Annotated in this window: 17 protein-coding genes; 15 read left to right on the forward strand and 2 right to left on the reverse strand. The window is 45.0% G+C overall.

Annotated features, from left to right (window positions below; all coding sequences use genetic code 11):
* Nucleotides 1–392: 392 nt before the first annotated feature.
* Complete coding sequence (locus tag QT987_RS16055) at nt 393–2,261, reverse strand: tetratricopeptide repeat protein (protein WP_333241648.1); 1,869 nt, start codon at nt 2,259–2,261, stop codon at nt 393–395.
* A 72-nt stretch (nt 2,262–2,333) separates the two neighbouring features.
* Entirely contained in the window at nt 2,334–3,107 is a 774-nt protein-coding gene (locus QT987_RS16060) for a Uma2 family endonuclease (RefSeq protein WP_333241650.1), read from the reverse strand.
* Nucleotides 3,108–3,309: 202 nt separating this feature from the next.
* On the opposite strand from QT987_RS16060, the gene QT987_RS16065 reads away from it, so the two are divergent.
* From QT987_RS16065 to QT987_RS16135, 15 genes are all read left to right on the forward strand, one after another.
* The gene (locus tag QT987_RS16065) at nt 3,310–4,122 is read left to right on the forward strand and encodes an ABC transporter ATP-binding protein (RefSeq protein WP_333241652.1); all 813 of its coding nucleotides are present in this window, start codon (nt 3,310–3,312) and stop codon (nt 4,120–4,122) included.
* 318 nt (nt 4,123–4,440) lie between these two features.
* On the forward strand, nt 4,441–5,178 hold the full coding sequence (locus QT987_RS16070; RefSeq protein WP_333241654.1) for an ABC transporter ATP-binding protein: 738 nt from the start codon (nt 4,441–4,443) through the stop codon (nt 5,176–5,178).
* Nucleotides 5,175–6,035 (forward strand): DMT family transporter, encoded by an 861-nt coding sequence (locus tag QT987_RS16075; protein ID WP_333241656.1) that lies wholly within the window; start codon nt 5,175–5,177, stop codon nt 6,033–6,035. The genes QT987_RS16070 and QT987_RS16075 overlap by 4 nt, the downstream gene beginning before the upstream one ends.
* A gap of 174 nt (nt 6,036–6,209) precedes the next feature.
* Nucleotides 6,210–10,391 (forward strand): cobaltochelatase subunit CobN, encoded by a 4,182-nt coding sequence (cobN, locus tag QT987_RS16080; protein ID WP_333241658.1) that lies wholly within the window; start codon nt 6,210–6,212, stop codon nt 10,389–10,391.
* 45 nt (nt 10,392–10,436) lie between these two features.
* A complete protein-coding gene (locus tag QT987_RS16085; protein WP_333241660.1) occupies nt 10,437–11,546 on the forward strand; it encodes an AAA family ATPase in 1,110 nt (369 codons plus the stop codon).
* Complete coding sequence (locus QT987_RS16090) at nt 11,546–12,229, forward strand: DUF3226 domain-containing protein (protein ID WP_333241662.1); 684 nt, start codon at nt 11,546–11,548, stop codon at nt 12,227–12,229. Before QT987_RS16085 ends, QT987_RS16090 begins: the two co-directional genes overlap by 1 nt.
* 41 nt (nt 12,230–12,270) lie before the next feature.
* Nucleotides 12,271–13,938, forward strand: coding sequence for a hypothetical protein (locus QT987_RS16095; RefSeq protein WP_333241664.1), 1,668 nt, complete (start codon nt 12,271–12,273; stop codon nt 13,936–13,938).
* 456 nt (nt 13,939–14,394) lie between these two features.
* Nucleotides 14,395–15,315, forward strand: coding sequence for an NAD(+) kinase (locus QT987_RS16100; protein ID WP_333053588.1), 921 nt, complete (start codon nt 14,395–14,397; stop codon nt 15,313–15,315).
* Nucleotides 15,316–15,637: 322 nt separating this feature from the next.
* Nucleotides 15,638–16,123, forward strand: coding sequence for a hypothetical protein (locus QT987_RS16105; RefSeq protein ID WP_333241666.1), 486 nt, complete (start codon nt 15,638–15,640; stop codon nt 16,121–16,123).
* 169 nt (nt 16,124–16,292) lie between these two features.
* Entirely contained in the window at nt 16,293–18,269 is a 1,977-nt protein-coding gene (locus QT987_RS16110; protein ID WP_333241668.1) for a carbamoyltransferase, read from the forward strand.
* A 142-nt stretch (nt 18,270–18,411) separates the two neighbouring features.
* Nucleotides 18,412–18,819 carry an SxtJ family membrane protein gene (locus tag QT987_RS16115; RefSeq protein WP_333154419.1) on the forward strand — a complete coding sequence of 136 codons (408 nt, stop codon included), beginning with the start codon at nt 18,412–18,414 and terminating at the stop codon, nt 18,817–18,819.
* Nucleotides 18,820–18,984 carry a DUF5989 family protein gene (locus QT987_RS16120; protein ID WP_190657062.1) on the forward strand — a complete coding sequence of 55 codons (165 nt, stop codon included), beginning with the start codon at nt 18,820–18,822 and terminating at the stop codon, nt 18,982–18,984. It abuts the gene before it with no gap.
* 4 nt (nt 18,985–18,988) lie between these two features.
* The gene (locus QT987_RS16125; protein WP_333241671.1) at nt 18,989–20,221 is read left to right on the forward strand and encodes an SGNH/GDSL hydrolase family protein; all 1,233 of its coding nucleotides are present in this window, start codon (nt 18,989–18,991) and stop codon (nt 20,219–20,221) included.
* Between the two features lie 13 nt (nt 20,222–20,234).
* Nucleotides 20,235–21,560, forward strand: coding sequence for a hypothetical protein (locus QT987_RS16130; protein ID WP_333241673.1), 1,326 nt, complete (start codon nt 20,235–20,237; stop codon nt 21,558–21,560).
* 6 nt (nt 21,561–21,566) lie between these two features.
* Nucleotides 21,567–22,898 carry a hypothetical protein gene (locus QT987_RS16135; protein ID WP_333241675.1) on the forward strand — a complete coding sequence of 444 codons (1,332 nt, stop codon included), beginning with the start codon at nt 21,567–21,569 and terminating at the stop codon, nt 22,896–22,898.
* Nucleotides 22,899–23,196 lie beyond the last annotated feature (298 nt).

Genomic DNA, 23,196 nt, shown 5'->3' on the forward strand with positions numbered 1-23,196 from the left:
AAAAATTCAATACAGGCAAGATGCCTGTTCCACAAAAATTCAATACAGGCAAGATGCCTGTTCCACAAAAATTCAATACAGGCAAGATGCCTGTTCCACAAAAATTCAATTTTCTTGTGGGGAGTAGGGGTTGAGCAGGAGAGCCCGCCCATGAAATACTAATTGATAATGGTGATTTTCGGCGAGTTAGAACTTACACCTTAAACCTCTGTCAGCAAGAGGCTTTCCGGCCTGTTCCACAACAAAGAGTTATATCATGTCCGGTCGATTCCCTCCGCTTCGCTTCGCCCGAAATCAGGTAGGGGCGGGTTCAACAACAATATCTGCCAATAATTGACAATCTCAAAAACCCGCCCCGCCGGGATATTATGGTTAATCGATCGGACATAATATTAAATAGATTGCTGGTATTTTTCCAGCAACTCCGGGATGTAATCGTAGCCATCAACACCGATCGCCGGAATGATATTCGCTCGACTTTTCGCCAAAGCTTGTTTAAAAGATTCCGCCCCCATTTGACCCCGCAAAATTGTCAACAAACCAGCCGATTGACGCCACTCCATCGCACCAATTTGCTCCAAAGTATACATTCCCAAACTGCCGGCAAATATCGCTTTTTCTAGTGAGTTGATTCTGTAATAAGCTTGAGCCAAGTAAGCCAAATTCAGACCTTGCAAATATAAATCCCCTGAAAATTGAGCCGCTTGCCAACCTTTGAGCAAATATTCGATCGCAGCTTCAGCATTTTCCAGGGCGATTTTAGCAATACCAAGACTGCTGGAACAAAAAGCTTGACTTTGGCGATCGCCCAATTTTTCCGATAGCAACAAACCTTGTTCCAAATAACCGATCGCACTCTCATAAACCTCCGGTTCCACCTCCTCCAACTGCCGCGCTTGAAACACTTCGCTGTAACCCAAATTAGCCAGAGCATTTGCCTCGCCTTGTCGCTCTCCCGTTTGTCGTGCCATAATTAAAGCCCGCTGGCTGTAATTAATCGCTTCCTGATAATTTTTTTGAGCAACATAGTTGCGGCTGATGTGATTTAGATTGGCAACTTCGCAAGCTTTGTCTCCTTCGGTACGGGCAATTTCCAGCGCTTGCTTGTGCAGCAAGAGCGATCGCTCGTAGGCCCCAGCCGCCTGCATCGAATAACCCAAAAGCGTCAGAATCCGAGCTTTCGCTTGAGTGCCTTCAACTCGCCGCAGCGGTTCATCTAAATAATCCAAAGTATGTCGCAGGGCTTTACCATCAAACGAAGCAAAAATTCCCCCGTAAAGGGGAAAGTATTCTCGCTGAGAAAAAGCACGCAAAATTTGCAAAGTTACTTGAAAACAAGCATTAGCAAACTGCTCCCCGCTCTTGGTAGAATTATTAAACCCACTAGCTAGCTGACTCCAAATTACCGCAAAAGTAATGTAAGTAGAAATTGAAGCTTTTGTTGACACTTTGGAATCGTAAACTTGCTTGTCAAACCATGTCGCCAACGCCCGCTGCAAGCACTGCAAAATAATCGCCGCTTCCACCAATATGCCTAAACCTAAATTCGATTGCTGGGCGGCAAATTGAACTACAGATTCACCGACTGCAATAGTATTCAAGAGAGCCTGGGGAAAGGGACTGTTAACTTTTTTAGCCCAAAAAGCCCAAGGCCCATTTTGTTCGGGACTACCGGCAAATCCTAGCTGCTGCGGCTGATAAATCCAGCCCACAAGTTCCGGTTCCAAACGCTGCCAAGATTCTAAACCTTTGGCGATGCCGGCGGTGATTTGCTGTAAATCTTGTTCGGTTTCGGGATTTGCAGTTTGCAGCATTTGTTGGTGCAGAGATTTTGCCAATTGCTGCAATTGAGCGAGAGTCAGCGGATGTTCTTTATTCGGATCGATTACTTGCAATAATGCCAAGAGGCGGGCATTAGATTCAGCACTAACGATTTGTTGGATTGATGAGGCAATTGCGCGATCGACGCGGTTATCTTTCTGCCAGCGTTCCCATTCTCCTTGGATGGTTTTGAGAGCTCTGAGGCTGCGATTTGCCTTTGCTTGTTTGATTTCGTCTTTTTCATTTCTGAGTTGATTCTCGGCGGCATCAAGGCGTTCGCCGAAACAGCGTTCAAAGATTTCGCCAGTACCGGTGCTAATGTCTTGCACTAGCATTTGATAAACTTGTTCTTTGGAGCGAATTTGACCTTTGAGGGTGATTTCGACAATTTTGTCGATTAGGCCTAAGTAGCGATCGCGCAGTGAGGTAGAGTCTGGCATAATTTATTTTTAGTTAATAAGTTTTTATGGACAACGCTTGCAGCTCGCACCATTTCATGCTGCTATTTAATTTTACAGCTCATCTGGATTAATGCCCATTGCTCGCAGTCGATCGGCTAAACGATTTGCTCGCTGACTTTCTGATTCGGCTCGCTGACTTTCTAATTCAGCTCGCTGCCTTTCAAACTCCTCTGGAGTCAGAACCCAATCGCCACTGACATCGTACCAACGCAGCCACAACCTCGAACAACCTTGATAACAACCTTCCCACAAACCTATACCTAATTCTAATTCCGGTATCCAGAAGCGCGGCTCGGTTAAAACTTGTTCGCGGTAACGATTACCAATCAAGCGAAATATTCTCAGTTGATTGTTGTACCGACTGAAAACAAAGTAGTAAGGAATCTGCAAAATCTGTTCGTAAACTCGCCACTTAGTAGGGGGTTTATTTCGTGCTTCTTCTGTAATTCCTAAATCCTCATCTTCCGTTCCCGGTGACAGCAGTTCTACTACTACCAGAGGACTGACATTTTCTTGCCACATCACGTAGCTGAGGCGCAATTCGTCACCTCGATAAAATCTCGGAGCCCCCAAGACGACAAACCAATCAGGTCTTTTGTACCAATTGAGATGGTTAGAATCGTAGTAGAGATTGAGGTCTGTGGCTATAAATATTTGTTCTGGCGGATGGTTGGCGGGGCGGCAGGTTAGACGCAGCAGTTCGGGTTGAAAGTCGTGGAATTCGTCAGGCAAACCGGGTTCCTCCGGGTCTTCACTGGGTAAATCATACATCGTAGGGAGGACTTTTGTTTGCGAAGGCTGCGAATCCGGTTCGTACATCGTCATAAGATTACCTAGGCGATACGGCTTGAGGAGATTGAGGCGGCACGGCAATTGTAATATTATAGCGGTTTTCCGTTGAATCAGCTAGATGCCTAGTAATTAATAATGGGTAATCGGTAATCAGTAAAGGATTTTAAAGCGGGAGGTTATTTATTAAAATACAAATGTGAGGCATAATTATATTGCACATTTTATCTAGTTTTTTGTGATTTCAGAAACTGTTACCACCTCAAAAAGCAATTCCATCTTAGAAGCACAAGGATTAACTCGCAAATTTGGCGGTTTAATTGCTGTAAACGACGTATCTTTCACAGTTCAAAAACACGAGATTTTTGGATTAATCGGTCCTAACGGCGCTGGCAAGACTACTCTATTTAATGTAATGACTGGACTGATACCTGCTTCTAGCGGCACTCTGATTTATCAAAACGAAAATATTTCTAAACTGCGACCTTATCAAATTGCTAATAAAGGTATGGCCCGAACATTTCAAAATATTCGGTTGTTTGGGGAACTTTCTGCTTTGGACAACGTGGCGATCGCCCGACACATCCACAGTCGATCGGGCAATCCAGTTTTATCGGTGCTGTCGGGGATTTTCGGCTTGCCAGCATCTAACGCAATGGAACGCAAAACCCAGCGGAAAGCCTTAGAATTGTTGGATTTAGTCGGATTGGGCGATCGCGCGGGCGAACAAGCCAAAAACTTGCCCTACGGCGACCAGAGGCGCTTAGAAATTGCCCGCGCTTTAGCCTTAGAACCGCAAATACTCTTGTTAGATGAACCCGCAGCGGGCATGAATCCCAATGAAAAGCACAAATTAAGCGAATTTATCCGAGAAGTGCGCCAACAATTCAATTTAACTGTAATATTGATCGAGCATCATGTACCGCTAGTTATGGGATTGTGCGATCGCATTGCCGTCTTGCATTTCGGTCAGCTTATTGCTTTGGGAGAACCTGCTGTTGTCAGGAATGACCCGGCAGTGATTGAGGCTTATTTGGGAGATGAAAAATAACTAAGGAAACCCGGCGATTGGAAATCGCGTCTACACAAACTCACATTTTGCACCATTATTACACATTTTGTAGGGGCTGGTTCACCGACAATAATTGCCTAAAAATAACAATCTCATAAACCCGCCCCCACCCAAGAGTAAACGAGTAAAAAATCGAGGCAGAGCCTCTCGATATGCGTTCCCAGGCAGAGCCGGGAACGAGTAATGACAATGTAGGGGCGGGTTCACCGATAATAATGGCCTAAAAATAACAATCTCATAAACCCGCCCCCACCCAACAGTAAATCGCAAGGTACCTCAAACTCAACGTCACAAAAAATGCACGATAACCCACCCCAAATATCTCAAAATATCCTCTTAGAACTGAAGAATCTTTGTGTAAATTATGGCGGAATTCAAGCCATACAAAATATTAATCTCACGATAAATGCGGGCGAGGTTGTCAGTCTCATCGGCGCCAACGGTGCGGGCAAAAGTACCACATTGAGAGCTATTTCTAAAATAGTTAATTTGCGACAAGGACAAATTATTTATAGCGGGCGCGATATTAGCCGCCGCCAAGCTCACGAAGTTGTGAAGTTGGGAATCGCCCACAGTCCAGAAGGGCGGCGGGTTTTGGCGCAGCAAACGGTGTTAACTAACTTAGAATTAGGGGCCTATATTCGATCGGACTCGGCGGCAGTAAAAGCCGATTTAGAGCGCCAATTTGAGATATTTCCGCGCCTAGCAGAAAGGCGTCGCCAGCTAGCAGGAACTCTCAGCGGCGGGGAACAGCAAATGCTGGCGATCGCCCGCGCGTTGATGTCGCGCCCGAAGCTGCTATTATTAGACGAGCCTAGTTTAGGCTTAGCACCTGCGATCGTCAAAGAAATTTTCGGAATTATTCAAAACCTGCGTTCCACAGGCGTCACAATCCTTTTAGTCGAACAAAACGCCAGTTTAGCACTGCAAATTGCCGATCGGGGTTACGTGCTAGAAGCTGGTAACATTACTCTCACAGGTATTGGATCAGATTTGCTAAACGACGAGCGAGTCAGGAGCGCATATTTAGGATGACTTGGTTAATTTTGGCAATTTTGAGCGCTTTTTTTGAAGCAGTAAAAGATGTTGTTAGCAAACACAACCTGAAAGCAAACGACGAATATGTCGTCACTTGGTCGCTAACATTTTTTACAGCAGTCTTTTTAACTCCGTTGCTATTTATTATAGAAATACCTCCATTAAACCAACAATTTTGGATAGCTTTGTTAATCGGAGCCAGCATGAACGCAGTCATTGCTCTCCTCTACATTAAAGCCATCAAACTGTCGGATTTATCCCTCGCCGTGCCACTGGTAGCTTTGACGCCCTTATTCATGCTGCTGACTTCACCGTTAATTGTCGGCGAGTATCCCAACTTTTTTGATGGTATTGGAGTTTTTCTCATTGTCATGGGATCTTATCTATTAAACATCAAAGAAAAATCTCAAGGCTACTTAGCCCCCTTCAAAGCACTTGTGCACCAACCAGGGTCAAAATTGATGTTACTCGTAGCTTTTCTCTGGAGTATTACCACAAATTTTGACAAAATCGGCGTGCAAAACTCTTCCCCGATTTTTTGGGTGTTCGCTTTATTGACGAGTATGAGCGTCCTATTGCTGCCAGTTTTACTGCACAAAACCTCTAACCCCAAGCGCCAAATTATCCAATACTTACCGATGCTAATGGCAATGGGCTTTTTCAATGCTTTAGGAGTCATTTTTCAGATGCAAGCTTTGACAATGACTTTAGTCGTGCAAGTAATAGCACTTAAGCGTACCAGCGTATTAATGGGTGTACTGTTCGGCCATTTTATTTTCAAGGAAAAAGATATTCAGGAAAGATTTTTAGGAGCTGCTATCATGATGGGAGGAGTTTTATTTATAACATTATAAATTTTTCATATTTTATGTAATTTGGTTTGCGGCCTCGGAATGCAAGTCCTCTCCAAAATCCTACGACTTTGCATTCCGAGGCTGCGGACGCTTTTTTCGTGGCATAATTAAGCGAGAGGCTGTGCCTCTGAGACTTCGTTTAATTTCGACTTGTTATATATAGAGGAAAAATTAATGCACAAAATAGCAGCCACACCCGGAGGTTGGAACCCTCAAGCAGAAGGAGTAATTTTTATTCAGCAAACCCCCGCACCAATAGTATTTATTAGTGCTGCTGACACCGACATTCAAACACTCGCAGTCGCTGCATCCAAAATGCCGGCAAAATTTCCCAAGGTACGCGCAGTAAACCTGCTTCAGTTGCAGCAACAACTAACAATTGATACTTATGCCGAGGAAGTTTTAGAACGCGCAGAGGTCATAATCTTAAGACTGTTAGGAGGGCGTTCTTATTGGTCTTACGGCTTAGAAATTCTGCGAGAAACGGTGCAGAAAACTAACGCATCACTGATTGTAATGCCGGGAGAAGACAGTCCAGATCCAGATTTAATCAGCCATTCCAATGTATCGCTGTCAGCAGTCAATCAACTGTGGCGCTATTTCACAGAAGGCGGAGTCCAAAACTTTGTTAATGCACTAAAATTTGCCGCCGATACTTGCCTGAAAACTGCTTACAACCCGCCACTACCTCAAACAGTTTCCCGCGTCGGAATTTATGATTGGGGCGGACAGGCGCGGGCGTGTTTTGCAACTTTACCACCCGATTCATATCCCCCTAAATCCCCCTTAACAAGGGAGACTTTGACAACTTCTTCCTCCCCCCTTAAGAAGGGGGGCTGGGGGGGATCTCCGGGTTTGGAAACACTCCCTAAAAGGCACGGCGAGGGCGGGCACGGGGGCACCGCCCCTACGGTCGGAATTTTATTTTATCGCGCTCATTACTTATCAGGAAACTTAGCACCAATTGATGCACTTTGTCAAGCTCTAGCAGAGCGAAATTTAGTCCCAGTTCCCGTCTTTGTATCTTCTTTGCGGGAACCAGATTTGCAAATAGAATTGCTGGAATATTTCCAGCCAAAAGAATCAGAACCAATTCAATTATTGCTCAATACCACAAGTTTTGCAGTCTCCGGTTTCAGCAGTCAAGAACCGGAACAAAATAGTTTAAAATCCTTAGACGTTCCCGTATTGCAAGCAATCTTCAGCGGTGGCGGTTTGGAACAGTGGGAAACGGAACTTCAGGGACTTTCGCCCCGCGATGTGGCGATGAATGTAGCATTGCCAGAAGTAGATGGAAAAATCATTACTAGGGCTGTTTCTTTTAAAGCCGTACAGACTTGGAACAGCGAATTAGAAACAGATGTAGTGGGTTATGTCGCTGCGGGCGATCGCATTTCATTTGTAGCAGATTTAACAGCGAATTGGGTGAAGATGAAACAAACCCCAGCCGCCAACAGAAGCATCGCCATAATTCTAGCAAATTACCCCACTCGCAACGCCCGCTTAGCCAACGGCGTCGGCTTAGATACGCCCGCTAGCTGTGTCGAAATCCTCAAAGCTATGCAGCAAGCTGGCTATCAAATTGAAAACATACCCGCTAGCGGCAACGAGTTAATTGAACTCCTGACTTCGGGCGTGACAAATGACCCGGAAGGACGCGAATTGCGGCCTGTTCATCAATCTTTGGATTTGGCAGAATATGAAGAATATTTTGCTAGTTTGCCGCAGGAAGTGCAAGATGGGATTTGTAAAAGATGGGGGATTCCGGGAAGCTATGCACAAGATTTTATAAGTAAAAATAGGTCTTTTCCGATTCCGGGAATTCAGTTTGGTAATGTATTTGTAGGAATTCAACCATCGCGGGGATACGAACTTGACCCCGCGTTAAATTATCACGCCCCCGACTTAGAACCTACCCACAATTATCTAGCTTACTATTACTGGCTGCGAGAAAAATTGGGAATTGACGCTATAATTCATGCTGGAAAACACGGAAATTTAGAATGGCTTCCCGGTAAAAGTATAGCATTGTCTAACAAATGTTATCCAGAAGTGGCGTTAGGCGCGATGCCGAATTTTTATCCCTTCATTGTCAACGATCCGGGGGAAGGTTCCCAAGCAAAAAGACGATCGCAAGCTGTGATAATCGACCACCTGACACCGCCGATGACTCGCGCCGAACTCTATGGGCCTTTGCAGCAGTTGGAGACCTTAATTGATGAGTATTGCGAAGCCCAAAGTTTAGATCCGTCCAGATTGCCCATGATTCGCGATCGCATTCTCGCCCTCACCAACAAAGAAAACTTAGATAAAGACTTAGGAATACAACTAAATAAATCGGAATTTACAGAATTTATCACCCGCACAGACGGCTATCTTTGCGAACTCAAAGAATCCCAAATTCGCGACGGATTGCACATTTTCGGGCAGTGTCCCGAAGGTAGACAGTTGAGAGATTTGATAATTGCGATCGCCCGCCATCCTACCAACGGGCGATCGGGCTTAACCCGCGCCCTAGCAGAAGACTCAGGCTACGATTTCGACCCGTTAACGGCCGATCCCACCTCAATAATTCAGCACCGCACAGCAGGCGATTTAACAGCAGAACTCGAAGAAAAAGCCGCTGAATTAGTAGATAATTTAATCGAAAATATTCGCGTTAATCCGCGTTTATCTGCGGTTGAAAACATCCAAACAGGACAAGCAACCCAACAAGAATTAGACTGGATAAATAACTATCTTTTACCATCACTCCTCCAAACAAACCAAGAAATTACCAACCTTTTGCGCGGACTAGATGGGCGGCACATACCCAGCGGCGCATCCGGCGCGCCCACTCGCGGCAGACCAGATGTATTGCCCACTGGTCGCAATTTTTACTCAGTAGATATCCGCGCTATTCCCACAGAAACCGCCTGGAGAGTTGGCAGAGTTGCTGCTGAAACTTTAATCGAAAGATACACCCAAGAAAACGGCGAATATCCGAAAACTTTGGGTTTGTCAGTGTGGGGAACATCCACCATGCGGACGGGGGGAGACGACATCGCCGAAGCCTTGGCGCTGATAGGAGTTCAACCAGTTTGGGATGGCCCTTCGCGCCGGGTTGTAGATTTTGAAATCTTGCCGATTTCTGTTTTGGGGCGGCCGCGCGTTGATGTTACTTTGCGAATTTCTGGCTTTTTCCGCGATGCTTTTTTTAATTTAATTGATTTGTTTGACAGTGCGGTAAAAGCTGTGGCAGATTTAGACGAATCGGCTGAAAACAACCCTTTAGCAGCACAAGTTAAGGAAGAGATTTTGTATTGGGAATCTACAGGTTTGAGTCAGGAAGAGGCGCAAGGGCGATCGCAATTTCGAGTCTTTGGCTCAAAACCAGGTGCTTACGGCGCAGGACTTCAAGGCATAATTGAAGCTCAAAACTGGACAGACGACAGCGATTTAGCAAAAGCTTACATTAATTGGAGCAGTTACGCTTATACAAGTACCCCCCCAACCCCCCCTTATCAAGGGGGGGCTAAATCTAATTCCTCTGCTTTACAACCAGAGAATACCCCCCCAACCCCCCCTTATCAAGGGGGGGCTAAATCTAATTCCTTTCCTTTACAACAAGGGGATACCCCCCCAACCCCCCCTTATGAAGGGGGGGCTAAATCCAACTCTTGTCCCCCCCCTTTACAAGGGGGGGCTAGGGGGGGTGAATTAAGTTCTGAGGCCAAATCCAACTCTTGTCCCCCCCCTTTACAAGGGGGGGTTAGGGGGGGTGAATGGGGATGTTCTGCACCCGAAGCATTTGAAAAACGCCTCGGCCAAATGCAAATAGTTCTGCAAAACCAAGACAACCGCGAACACGACATCCTCGACTCGGATGATTATTATCAATTCCAAGGGGGAATGACGGCCGCAATCCGCAATTTGCAAGGCAAAAATCCTGAAACTTATTTCGGAGACAACTCGATTCCTGAGAATCCGAAAGTGCGGCAACTGCGGGAAGAAATTGCGCGGGTTTATCGCAGCAGGGCTGTGAATCCCAAATGGATAGAAGGTGCGATGCGACACGGTTATAAAGGTGCGTTTGAAATTGCAGCAACTGTTGATTTTTTGTTTGCTTACGATGCTACGGCAAATTGTGTAGAGGATTTTATGTATGAAGGAATCGCAGAGGCTTACATTTTTGATGAGAAAGTGCAGACATTTATTCAAGAAAACAATCCTTGGGCACTGCGAGATATGGCGGAAAGATTGCTAGAAGCTCGTCAGCGGGGGTTGTGGCAGAGTGCGAACCAGGATACATTGGATAAATTGAGGTCGATCGCCCTGCAAGCCGAAGCCGTCATCGAATCCCATACTGGTTTCTAGTCTGAACGGAGAAATGATAGAATATAGTTAATATGCGAGGAATCCATGTTGCGCGATCTCACCATCCAAAATTATCGCTGTTTTAAAGATTTTCATATCGACGAGCTAGCTAGGGTTAATCTGATAGTCGGTCAGAACAATAGCGGTAAAACTACTTTTTTGGAAGCCATTTATTTATTAGTTAACGAAGGAAATATTCCGTTTCTGTTTGAGGTGCTAAATAGCAGAGGTGAAATAACATTAGAGCGTTCTAGACAAAGAAATGGCGAAGTCGTTTCTCGGCGTTATTATTATCATATTTTACATATTTTTTACGGTCATCAACTTAATAACTTCGATCGGGCTATTGATATCTGCTCTACAAAAGAGCATCTGCTTTCATTGAAGATTCAGCCTAATCGTATTCTCCAACAACTTACACTTCCAGGATTTGAAGATTTAGTTCCAAGTGGAGAGTTAGTCGCTGAGCTAGTTGTTTCCTACGGACAGTATACCCCAATAAGAATTCCTATCCGTAGTGATAGAACTGGCGATTGGCGTTACTTGGAGTTGGGCAACACATCTCAGTTAGTTGTTCCTACAAGGAGCAGCAATCAAAATTATTTTCTGACAACCACTAATAGAAGCTTTCAGCAACTGTCTCTACTGTGGGATAGAATAACACTCACACCGAAAGAACAAAGTGTAGTAGAAGCATTGCAAATTCTGGAGCCGGATGTGGAACGGATTAGTTTCACCAGTCGCCAGACTTCTAATAGTGGTATTTTGCTTAAACTTCGGGGACAGCCTCACCCAGTTCCTCTAGGCAGTATGGGAGAGGGTATGCGACGAATTCTTAGTATAGCAATGGCAGCCGTCTCATCAGAGAATGGGTTTTTGTTGGTTGATGAAATTGATACAGGTCTTTACTATCAAACCCAAACTGATATGTGGCGATTGATATTTGAAACAGCACAGCGATTGAACGTTCAAGTCTTTGCAACTACCCACAGTTGGGATTGTATAGCCGCATTTCAAGAAGCCTTAGAACAGTCAGAAGATAGTTCTGTTGGCAAATTATTTCGCTTGAGCCGGCGCGGTGAGGATATTCGTGCAGTTGAATACACTCCCGATGAATTGTCCGTTGCAGTGCGCCAAAGTATCGAGGTGCGCTGATGCCAAAAGCACGAAAACCTCCTCAATCAAAACCTCAACAGTTATTAGTAGAAGGTAAGAATGACCGACACGTAATCTGGGCTTTGTGCCAGCAATATCAACTGCCAGAAACATTTTCCGTCGAAGTACCGCAAGAAGAAGGTACAGAAGGAGTTGAAGCGCTGCTAAATGGCTTGCCAGAAAGATTGAAAGCAGAGAATTTACGCACGTTGGGAATTGTGGTAGATGCCGATCGCAATTTAAGTGGGCGGTGGCAATCTCTTAAAGATAAACTGAGTTCGATCGGCTATCGAGACATCCCCCATTCTCCCCCTCCCGAAGGCTGGGTTTGCACACCTTCAGATCCATACTTGCCTCGCGTCGGAGTTTGGTTGATGCCAAACAATCAACTTCCTGGAATGTTAGAAGATTTTGTCGCCTATCTCATCCCCCCTGGCGACACCCTGCATCCGAAAGCCGAAGCAATTTTACAAGAGCTCGAACAAGCCGGACTTAACCGCTACACTTTAATTCATCATCCCAAAGCGCTAATCCACACTTGGCTGGCATGGCAGAAAACGCCTGCAATGCCGATGGGACAAGCAATAACAGCGCAGGTGCTTAGCTGCGATGGCCCGATCACCTTAATTTTTATTGAATGGTTAAAACATCTGTTTGAGCTAATTGCTCGATCCGCCGAATAATGAGTAATATTTAGTAATATTTCGCGATCGCTGAAAGCTTTATGATTCGCCGCTACATTGCTAGCCTCAGCACCAGCATCCTCAAACGTACCTGCGCCGCTGCCGCGGTGTTCGCGGTAACAGTCGGATGTTCGTCAACGAAGCCACTCAACACCGCAGCGCCATCGGGTTCGATCGAATCCGCCGTCCTAGCGCAGTCCCCCACGTCTGTGTTAGCTCAAAACCCCAACAAAACCAGAAAATCCCTCAGCCTTCCCTCTTGCCCGCAAAACGACGCCTTCACGGAGTCAATTAACTTTGCCACCCAAGCTTCTAATTTGGCTCAATCAGCCAATTCAAAACAAGACTGGGACGAAGTAGCCGCCCTGTGGGTGCAGGCCGTCGCCTGGATGCAAGCCGTTCCCCCCGGCAGTCCCAGACGGGCGTTTGCTGAGAAAAAAGTAATCGAGTACATGAGAAACCTGGTTTATTCCCAGCAGCAAGCGAGCGCAACCAGAGCGCAAGCCAGTACAGTCAGCTTCAGCAGCGATTTACTCAACGAACAACTCCAACTTTACCTATCCTACGTTGCCACAGTCGGCCCACCAGATGTTTTGATTGTCGGCAGTTCCCGCGCATTGCAGGGCGTCGATCCCAAACAGCTAAAACAATCTTTGGCCCAAAGAGGCCGGCGGGGCTTAAAAGTATTTAACTTTTCAGTCAACGGCGCAACTGCACAAGTAGTTGACTTTCAACTGCGGCGACTTTTGAAGCCCGGTCATTTGCCTCAAATGATTATCTGGGCAGACGGCGTGCGGGCATTTAACAGCGGCCGGGACGATCGCACTTTTAATTCGATCGTCGATTCTGAAGGCAGCCAACTTTTAGCAGCAGGCATTCGCCCCGAACTGCCATCCGATGAACCCAACGAGATTCCGGCGTGTTACAGATTCCCGCAGCCCTGCGCTAACAACAATTTCCGCAAAGCATTTACCTCTGTAGATCAACCTTTCAGGGGCGCGCAAGATGCCCAACCCCTACTCCCCCCAATCAAATCCCTCTCTAGTGGAACGGCCATCTTGCCCGTTGCTGACACCCAACCCCTACTCCCCCCAATCAAATCCCTCTCTAGTGGAACGGCCATCTTGCCCGTTGCCTCAAATGCTGCAAAATATGAGTTAAAACCGATCGCAGCAGATGCAGCAACCCAAAAAGCAGAATTGATTCCAGTCTCGCGACGCACAACAGTAGCCATCAGACAACTCAACCAATTGGCAGATTCGATCGACTCCAACGGATTCATGGCTATGTCGGGCAAGTACAATCCCAACACTTATTATCGACAACGCGCTTACGTTTCAGGCCAGTACGATCGCGACTACGCAAACTTCTACCTCGGAGGCAAACAAGCAGCAGCCTTTAATTCAGTTGTAGCATTTACCAAAGCTCGCAAAATTCCCCTGATTTTCGTCAATTTGCCCCTCACCGACGACTACTTAGACGGAACTCGCCTGCGGGCAGAACAGCAGTTTCGGCAGCGAATGCAGCAACTCTCCCGGCAAAAAGGCTTCGCTTTCCGCGACTTGTCGCAGCGGTGGCCTGGCCGCAATGACTATTTTGTTGACCCCAGTCACCTCAACCGCTTTGGGGCCAGCGCAGTTTCTAGCCTACTCGCGGCCGATTCCAGCATTATCTGGCCACGGCCCAAATCCAGGCGCAGCGACGGGTAATACGATTTTAGATTTTAGATTTTAGATTTTAGATTCAAGAATTGGGAATGACAGATTTTGATTTTAGATTAAAGTATTGGAAATGACAGATGAGATAAGGGTTTGGATCTTTCAAAAAATTGGATTACTTTTTGGAATTGCTATAAACCAGAGGGAGAGTCTCCGACGGGAGATGCCCTGTGCCATCGGAATAATATTTTTCAGACTACAGTGCGATCGTCTCGGTCGCGACACTTCAGTTTAAAATCTAATCATCTAAAATCCCAAATCTCAAATCTCAAATCGATGTGCACTGCGATCGTCCCGGTCGCGACACTTCAGTTTAAAATCTAATCATCTAAAATCCCAAATCTCAAATCTCAAATCGATGTGCAGTGCGATCGTCCCGGTCGCGGCAATTCAGTCTAAAATCAAAAAATCTAAAATCTAAAATCTAAAATCTAAAATCGATAGGTTGTGCAACTAAAACAAGTAATTATCGCCCACAAAGCCAGAGATACCCTCAGCCAGAGGTGGGCAGAACAATGTGCCCGCCAATTAGAAAGTCGCGGGTGTCAGGTTTTAATGGGGCCCAGTGGCCCGAAAGATAACCCGTATCCGGTGTTTTTAGCTTCTAGTAATACCCCAATTGATTTAGCGGTAGTTCTGGGGGGCGACGGTACGGCCCTAGCTGCAGCGCGGAATTTGGCGGCTGACGGCATCCCGATTTTGGCAGCGAATGTGGGGGGACATCTGGGTTTTTTAACCGAGTCTTTTGAGGATTTCCAAAAGACTGAGGAGATTTGGGACAGACTTGCGGAAGACAGGTATGCTGTGCAGACGCGGATGATGTTGCAGGCAACAGTTTTTGAGGGAAACAGAACCAATCTCGAACCCCAAAGCGATCGATTTTTGGCACTAAATGAAATGTGTGTCAAACCTGCTTCAGCCGATCGAATGCCGAGCTGTATTCTAGAAATGGAAGTTGACGGCGAAGTAGTCGATCAATATCAAGGCGACGGTTTAATTGTGGCAACTCCCACCGGTTCGACTTGCTACACTGCATCTGCCAACGGGCCGATAATGCACTCAGGAATGGAGGCGATCGCCGTTACTCCAATTTGCCCTTTGAGTTTATCCAGTCGGGCGATCGTCCTGCCGCCCGGTTCAGTCGTCAGCATTTGGCCTTTAGCAGATTACGAACTCAGTACCAAACTTTGGACTGACGGGGTTTTAGGTACTGCAATTTGGCCAGGACACCGCGTAGACGTGCGGAGGGCGGACTGCGAAGCCAAGTTTATCATTTTGCGGGAAAACTATTCTTATTTCAACACTTTGAGGGAAAAACTTCACTGGGCAGGAGCCAGAATTCGGTACAGCAACAATCACCGCAATTAATCCGAATCATCCACCATTAATCATTAATCTGTAGGGGCGGGTTTTACCAACAATATTTGCCTAAAATCAATAATCTCATAAACCCGCCCCCACAAGGCGATAAATCGCAATTTACATTTTTATGCTTCGAGCGAAAGAAAGGTTGATCTGGGTTATTAGTGTGGGGGCGGGTTTATATAGATGGTTTGCCGTCATTAAATATTATTCGTAAAACCCCCCCTACAGGATGCTATTTTACAGGCAAAACCCACCTTACCCAACCCATAATCTACAGACAAAACTCTGTTAAGATCGCTCAATATCTTGACAAACAGCCTGATCCATGCAGACTTTTAAAAAATCAACCCGACCTTTCAACCCTCAAGATACATATCCCTGTCCCGTGTGCCGCACCGGTCAAATTTCTACCATGCTGATGATGGACGCCCTAGCTTGCAACTTCTGCCAGCACATTTATACCGCAAGCGTTGAAAGACAATCGCTCCAAATGGCCGATCGCCAACCGCCCGTAACTTGGCACTGGAACGGCAAACAGTGGATAGGAGCCCACCTCGAAGGCGTAGAATTCGGATGGCCCTACTGGGCAGCGGCTATTGGTCTAATTTTCCTTCCCACTACCTTGCTGGGACTTTCAGCTTACTATTTTCCCCCGGTTCCCGGCAGCAGGTTGTCGTGGCTGCCCCTAGCTTGGACAGGCTTAGCTTTTTTGTCGCATTTAGGCATTGTGCTGTGGTTGGTAGGTGAATTTTATCAATTCCCGCTAGTAACTTACTTCAGAGCTTGGGGGCGCAGGATTAGCCGACGCTAGCTTAAATGCTCTCAAAAAGCCGATCGTCCGAGGGCTTCCCACCGACATCGATCCAGGTAAAATTAGAGGCGATCGCAAAATTAAATTCCCAATCAGCACTGAAGCAGCTATAATCGTTAGCTATTCTAAATAGTCAAAAGCAAACGCATTGCGATTTGTGAGGAGAGCGATGAACATACTTGGAATCTCGGCGTACTATCACGACAGCGCCGCAGCCTTAATTCGCGACGGAGAAATTATAGCAGCAGCGCAGGAAGAAAGATTTTCCCGCAAAAAGCATGACGCCAGATTCCCTAAGAATGCGATCGTTTATTGCTTGAAAGAAGCGAACATAGATTTGCGGGAGCTCGATCGAATAGTCTTTTACGACAAACCTTTAGTCAAATTCGAGCGCCTTCTCGAAACCTATTTAGCCTACGCACCCCAAGGTTTTCGCTCTTTCCTAGCAGCCATGCCGATATGGCTCAAAGAAAAGCTTTACCTCAAAACCATGCTCAAAAGAGATTTGGCAGCAATAGCAAACTGCAAAACGAATAAACTGCCATCTCTGCTATTTACCGAACACCACCAATCCCACGCAGCATCCGCATTTTTCCCCAGCCCGTTTCAAAAAGCAGCCGTTTTGTGCCTCGACGGCGTGGGCGAGTGGGCAACAACCTCAGTTTGGTTGGGAGACGGGAACCAACTTACACCTCAGTGGGAAATCGATTTTCCCCACTCCTTGGGTTTGCTTTATTCAGCTTTCACCTATTACACCGGCTTCAAAGTCAACTCTGGCGAATACAAACTCATGGGTTTAGCTCCTTATGGCGAACCCAAGTATGTAGACAAGATTCTCAACTATTTAATCGACCTCAAAGATGACGGAACTTTTCGTTTGAACATGGATTATTTCAACTATACAGTTGGCTTAACCATGACAAACAAGAAGTTTGACGAACTGTTTGAAGGGCCGCCGCGTCAAGCTGAAGGAAAATTGACACAGCGGGAAATGGACATTGCAGCTTCCATTCAAGTTGTTACCGAAGAAGTTGTTTTGCGACTTTGCAGAACAGTTAAAAAAGAATTGGATGTTGATTATCTTTGTATGGCCGGCGGCGTTGCTCTCAACTGTGTTGCTAACGGCAGACTCTTGCGGGAAGGTATTTTCAAAGATATTTGGATTCAGCCGGCGGCGGGAGATGCGGGCGGTGCTTTGGGCGCGGCTTTGGCGATTTGGTATCAGTATTGCGAACAAACTCGCACAGTGAGCGCCAACTCGACAGCAAATAGTATAGAATCCCTCAAAACTGAACTTATCACTACAAACTCAGCGGTTGAGGAGAGGACTGAAGTTCTCACTGCAAACCAAGCGGTGGCAACTGTAGCGAAGTCTGTTGCTCATTTAACTTGTCACGATCAAATGCGCGGCTCATATTTGGGCCCGAGGTTTACTGACGCAGAAATTATCGAATATTTGGATGCTGTCAAAGCCAGTTATCACCGATTGGACGATGCCGAATTAATGCCGCAGTTGGCGGAAATTTTGGAACAGGGAAATGTGGTGGGATGGTTCCAAGGGCGGATGGAATTTGGGCCGCGGGCTCTGGGTGGTCGATCGATCGTGGGCGATCCCCGCAGTGCTAAAATGCAGTCCGTGATGAACCTGAAAATTAAATATCGGGAATCTTTTCGACCTTTTGCTCCGTCAATCTTAGCCGAGCGAGTTGCGGATTATTTCGAGATTGACCATTCTAGCCCTTATATGCTATTGGTAGCACCTGTCAAATCCAGTCTCCGCATTCCGATGACTCCCGAACAAGAGCAGTTGTTTGGCATTGAAAAGCTCAACATTCCGCGATCGGAAATTCCGGCTGTCACCCACGTCGATTACTCGGCTCGCATTCAAACTGTGCACAAAGAAACCAATCCTCGCTACTATGACTTAATCAGCCATTTTGAAAAGCGATCGGGCTGTTCTATTGTGGTAAATACTTCTTTCAACGTCCGAGGCGAACCCATTGTTTGCACTCCAGAGGATGCTTACCGCTGTTTCATGCGAACCGAAATGGACTATCTGGTTTTGGAAAATTACTTGCTTCCCAAGTCAGAACAAATTCCTTGGAAACAAGATGATGCTTGGAAAAATGAATTTGAACTAGATTAGTCATTAGTCATTAGTCATTAGTCATTAGTCATTAGTCATTAGTTATTAGTTGGAACGAATAACTAATTCCCCATTCCCCATTCCCCATTCCCCATTCCCCATTCCCCATTCCCTATTCCCCATTCCCCATTCCCCATTTCTAATGAGCGACGAAATTAAAAAACTCGACAAAAAAGGCTTGCGCGATTTCGGGCTGCTAATTGGCGGTTTGATTGCAGTGCTGTTCGGTTTAGCAGTACCTTTACTGCGGCGGCATTCTCTACCTTGGTGGCCTTGGGCAATCTGCGGAGTGATGGTGCTGCTAGCATTGGTGGCGCCGAAATCGCTTAATCCCGTTTATCACGCGTGGATGCGCTTTGGAATTATTCTTAACAAAATCGAAACGCCGATCGTCCTAGGGATAGTTTTTTACCTGATAGTTTGGCCGATGGGAGTGATCAAAAACATTTTCGGCGAAGATGCCATGCGGCGCAAACTAAATCCGAAAATGGATACTTACCGCGTCCCCAGTAAAGCAAGAACAAAAGTTAGTATGGAGCGTCCTTTTTAAGTGTTTGAAGCAACTTTAGATTTTCTCAAAGATTTGTGGGCGTTTATGAAAGAACGTCAAAAGTATTGGCTGTTGCCGCTCATTGTGACTTTAGTTTTTTTGGGAGCTTTGATTGTATTGAGTCAGGGTTCTGTGATTGCTCCATTTATTTACACGCTGTTTTGAAATAATGAGCAAGTTGAAAAATTTGGGTGTCAATTTGGGTTTGACACTCGGCGGTTTATTGATGGGGGTGGTAATTGGTGAAATTGGATTGCGGGTAGCCAGGATTGAAGGCTATCCCAAAATAGGAGATTTCGTAGACTCGGCGCCAACTCGTTTTCACACTTCCGATCCGAATTTGGGCTGGAAGCTGAAACCTGGTGCGTCGGGGGAGTGGAATGGGGAAGGTGCGAGTTTTGTGCAGGTGAATAGCGAGGGTTTGCGCGATCGTGAACATACAAAAGTAAAACCTCCAAATACTTTGCGCGTTGCGGTTTTGGGCGATTCTTTCACCGAAGCAATTCACGTACCTGTCGAACAAACTTTCTGGTCAAAATTGGAACGAAAGTTAGGCAACTGCGAAGCTGTTAAGGGACGCAAAAATGTTGAGGTAATGAATTTCGGGGTGCAGGGCTACGGTACTGCTCAAGAATTGATAATGCTGCGAGAAAAAGTGTGGGATTACAGTCCTGATATTGTAATTCTTGCCTTTTTTATTGGGAATGATATAATTAACAATTCGCCACAATTAGAATACGATCGCTACCGACCATTTTTTGCTTACGATGCTAGTGGCAAGCTAGTACCGGATATGTCTTTTCGCAATCTGGCGCCGATCGATCGCAACGAAAGAGCAGTTTCCTTCGTAGACCGAATGCCCAGTTTGATCGTCAACAATTCGCGCATTTTGCAGGTCATTAAAAAAATAGACTTAGATCGGAAAAAGCGGGAGTTATCGGGGCACTTTACCACTTTAAGTACCCTCAACCTCAAGGAACCTCAAGATGCAGCTTGGGAAGAGGCTTGGAGGGTGACAGAGGGTTTGATTGTGACAATGCGGAATGAAGTTGTGCAGAAAAATGCTGATTTCTTGGTTGTGACGATCGGCGATCCGATGCAAGTTAGACCGGAGGCCCAGAGGCGAAAAAATTTTATGAGAAAGAACAACATTCAGGATTTGTTTTATCCCGATAGGCGGCTGGAAAAATTGGGCGCGCGCGAGGGTTTTCGGGTACTGAATTTATCCGAACAGTTTCAAGGTTATACTGAAAAATATCAAGTCTGCGCCCACGGTTTTGAGAATTCTGTACCCTGTGGAGGTCACTGGAATGAACTCGGACACCGGCTGGCTAGTATCCTGATTAACCGAAATTTGTGCGAAAATTTGAAGCAGTCTCAAGTCCCAAAAAAACAACCGTAATCAGTCAAATTCCATGAAAGATTCAACGGCGCTGAAAAAAGGCAAAAACATATTAATTATAATGGCGGTTAATTTGGCGATCGCCTTTATTTGTCTGGAAGGTTTGTCGCTAGCTTTTTATTTTATCAACCAAAAACAGTTTTTTTATACCCGAACTAAAGCCAAAGAAAAAGTAGTAGAAGATATTGAAAGGATCGGCATTAGACTTGATGAATCTATCGTAGAAAGACTGCACCCACTTTTTGGCTATGTACTCAAACAAGGTGCTTTCACCAATGAAAAATTAAAGTTAAAAGTCAACAAACACGGCTTTTTTTCACTTTACGAATATCCGTTTATTAAAACCAATAAAAATCAAGTTATAATCGGAGTTTTTGGCGGTTCAGTTGCGAATAATTTTGCAGTCGATGAATACGTAACTCGCAGATTGTCTAACAAATTGAAGACTTATCCAGAATTTGCAAACAAGGAAATTATTGTTTTAAATTTTGGCAACGGAGGCTACAAACAGCCCCAACAATTATTAGTTTTAAATTACTTTCTGGCTTTGGGTCAAGAGTTAGATTTAGTCATCAATATTGATGGTTTTAACGAAGTAGCGCTGTCAAATTTAAACAACAAAGCCCAAGTAGAAATAGGAATGCCCAGCGTTCAGCACATACAGCCTCTGGCTGGTTTAGCCAACAACAACTTGTCGCCGGAAGCGATGAGCTCGATCGTGCAAATTAACGAAAACAAAAAACAATTAAAAGCAGGTATTGACAAATTGCAAACTTGTCAACTTGCTTTGTGTCACGCTGTCACCTCGCTACAGGTGAAACAATTAGTCAACAATTACCAGCAAGCAGTTGTCAAGTACGATTCACAAGTAAAACAATCCAACTCCGACACGGCAAATAGCGGTATAGTCTACATTCCCAAAGCTGACTTTGTTTTGCAGGACGCCGCTGCTTTTGACAAAATGGCATCGATGTGGTATCAATCGTCGATCGGGATGAATCAAATTTTATCAAGTAGAAAAATTAAGTATTTTCACTTTATCCAGCCCAACCAGTATTATCCCACTCAGCGAGCGTTTACCGCCAAGGAAAACGAAATCGCGATTAACAAAGAGAGTCCCTACATTGAAGGAGTGAAAAAAGGTTATCCGGTGTTGTTGTCCAAAGTCGATGATTTGCAAAAAGCTGGGGTTAATATTTTTAGTGCAGTGAATATTTTAGACAATACCAAAGAAACGGTTTACAAAGATGCCTGCTGCCACTATAATTCAGTCGGAGACGAACTATTGGCAAACTATGTTTCTAGTTCTATTATTAAAGTAGTAAGAGAATCGAAATAGAGGTTTATGAAAGATTTAAAATTTCTCAAAAAAGGGCAAGAATTCCTCAAGATAACTTTGATTAATTTAGTGCTTTTACTGGTTTTCCTGGAACTTGGCTCCCTGGCATGGTATTTTGTCAAGCACAAGCAATTTTTCTATACGAGAGAAAAGACGCAAGATAAATCTGCCTTGGGAATTAATTTAGAAGGAGTGCGACTCAATGAGTCTATAGTCGAAAGATTTCATCCTTTTTTTGGGTTCATTCAGAAACCAGGCCCTGACTTTCGCCCCGGTTTTAAAAATAACAACTATGGGTTTCTCTCACCTTACGATTACCCTTTCAAAAAGACTAAACCCAATCAATTTATTATCGGAGTTTTTGGCGGTTCTGTGGCTTCTAATTATGGAATATTTGAAGTTCAAAACAAAATTTTACCTCAATACCTCAAGCAGTTGCCGGGTTTGAAAGATAAAGAATTTGTAATTTTGTCTTTTGCTACCGGAGGCTACAAACAACCCCAGCAATTATTAATTCTAAACTATTTTTTGGCTTTAGGGCAAGAACTGGATATGGTCGTCAATATAGATGGTTTTAATGAAGTAGCACTTTCTAACTTAAACAATAAAAATCAAGTCGATTTGGCGATGCCAAGTATTCAGCACATTTTGCCGCTGACTAGCTTGGCGAATAATAGCCTTTCTACCAAAGCGATGAAAGCAACTATCAGAATCCAAGAAAATAAAGCTAGGATTAGTCAGGGTTTGGAACGCTTACAAAACTGCTCTTTAGCTGCGTGCGATGCTTTGACTTCTGTTTACGTTCACAATCTAGTTAATAACTATAAAACCGATGTTATTAAGTTTGAAAAAGAACGGACTAAACAAAAAAAAGATGACAGTGGTAGCGTTATTTATATCAATACTAATAAGTCAGTTTTACAAGATTCATTAGCTTTTGAACAAATGGCACAAAATTGGGTGAAAAGTTCAATTTTTATGCATAAAGTTCTGTCTGCTAGTAATGTGCCTTATTTTCATGTTCTTCAGCCTAATCAATACTATCAGACGAAAAGGGTGTTTGGTGAAGCCGAAAAGCAGATTGCTTTTAACAAGGATACTCCTTATGCTAAAGCTGTGCAAATTGGATACCCGGCTCTTTTCAAGAAGTTTCCTAATTTGGAAAAAAATAATATCACTCTAGTGAATGCTGTCAATGTTTTTGACAAGACAAAAGAGGCTGTTTATGTAGATAGCTGCTGCCACTACAATCAAGCTGGAGAGGTGGTTTTCAGCAATTATGTGGGCCGTTCTATTCTGGAATCTTTGCGGAAGGATGAAAGAAATAAGAAGAAGTGATATTATGTCTGGTTGATTCGTTATTGTACAATTTGCGAAGTCGTAGGAGCGGGTTCACCAACAATATATAACGATAACCAACAATATATAAAAACCTGCCCCACTCACTAATAATTCACATCAACCTGATATTTATATTTAATTCCTAAATGTAGGTGATGATTTATCGTTGGGTGGGGGCGGGTTTTTGAGATTGTTTGTTTCCGGCGATGATGGTTGGTGAACCCGCCCCTTGTATCTTAAAAGAGTCAGTCAGGCGACCGAGCTGTCACTCAGGCGATCGAGCTGTCACTCAGGC

It is taken from the genome of Microcoleus sp. SVA1B4 (assembly GCF_036700545.1).
Lineage (GTDB): Bacteria > Cyanobacteriota > Cyanobacteriia > Cyanobacteriales > Microcoleaceae > Microcoleus.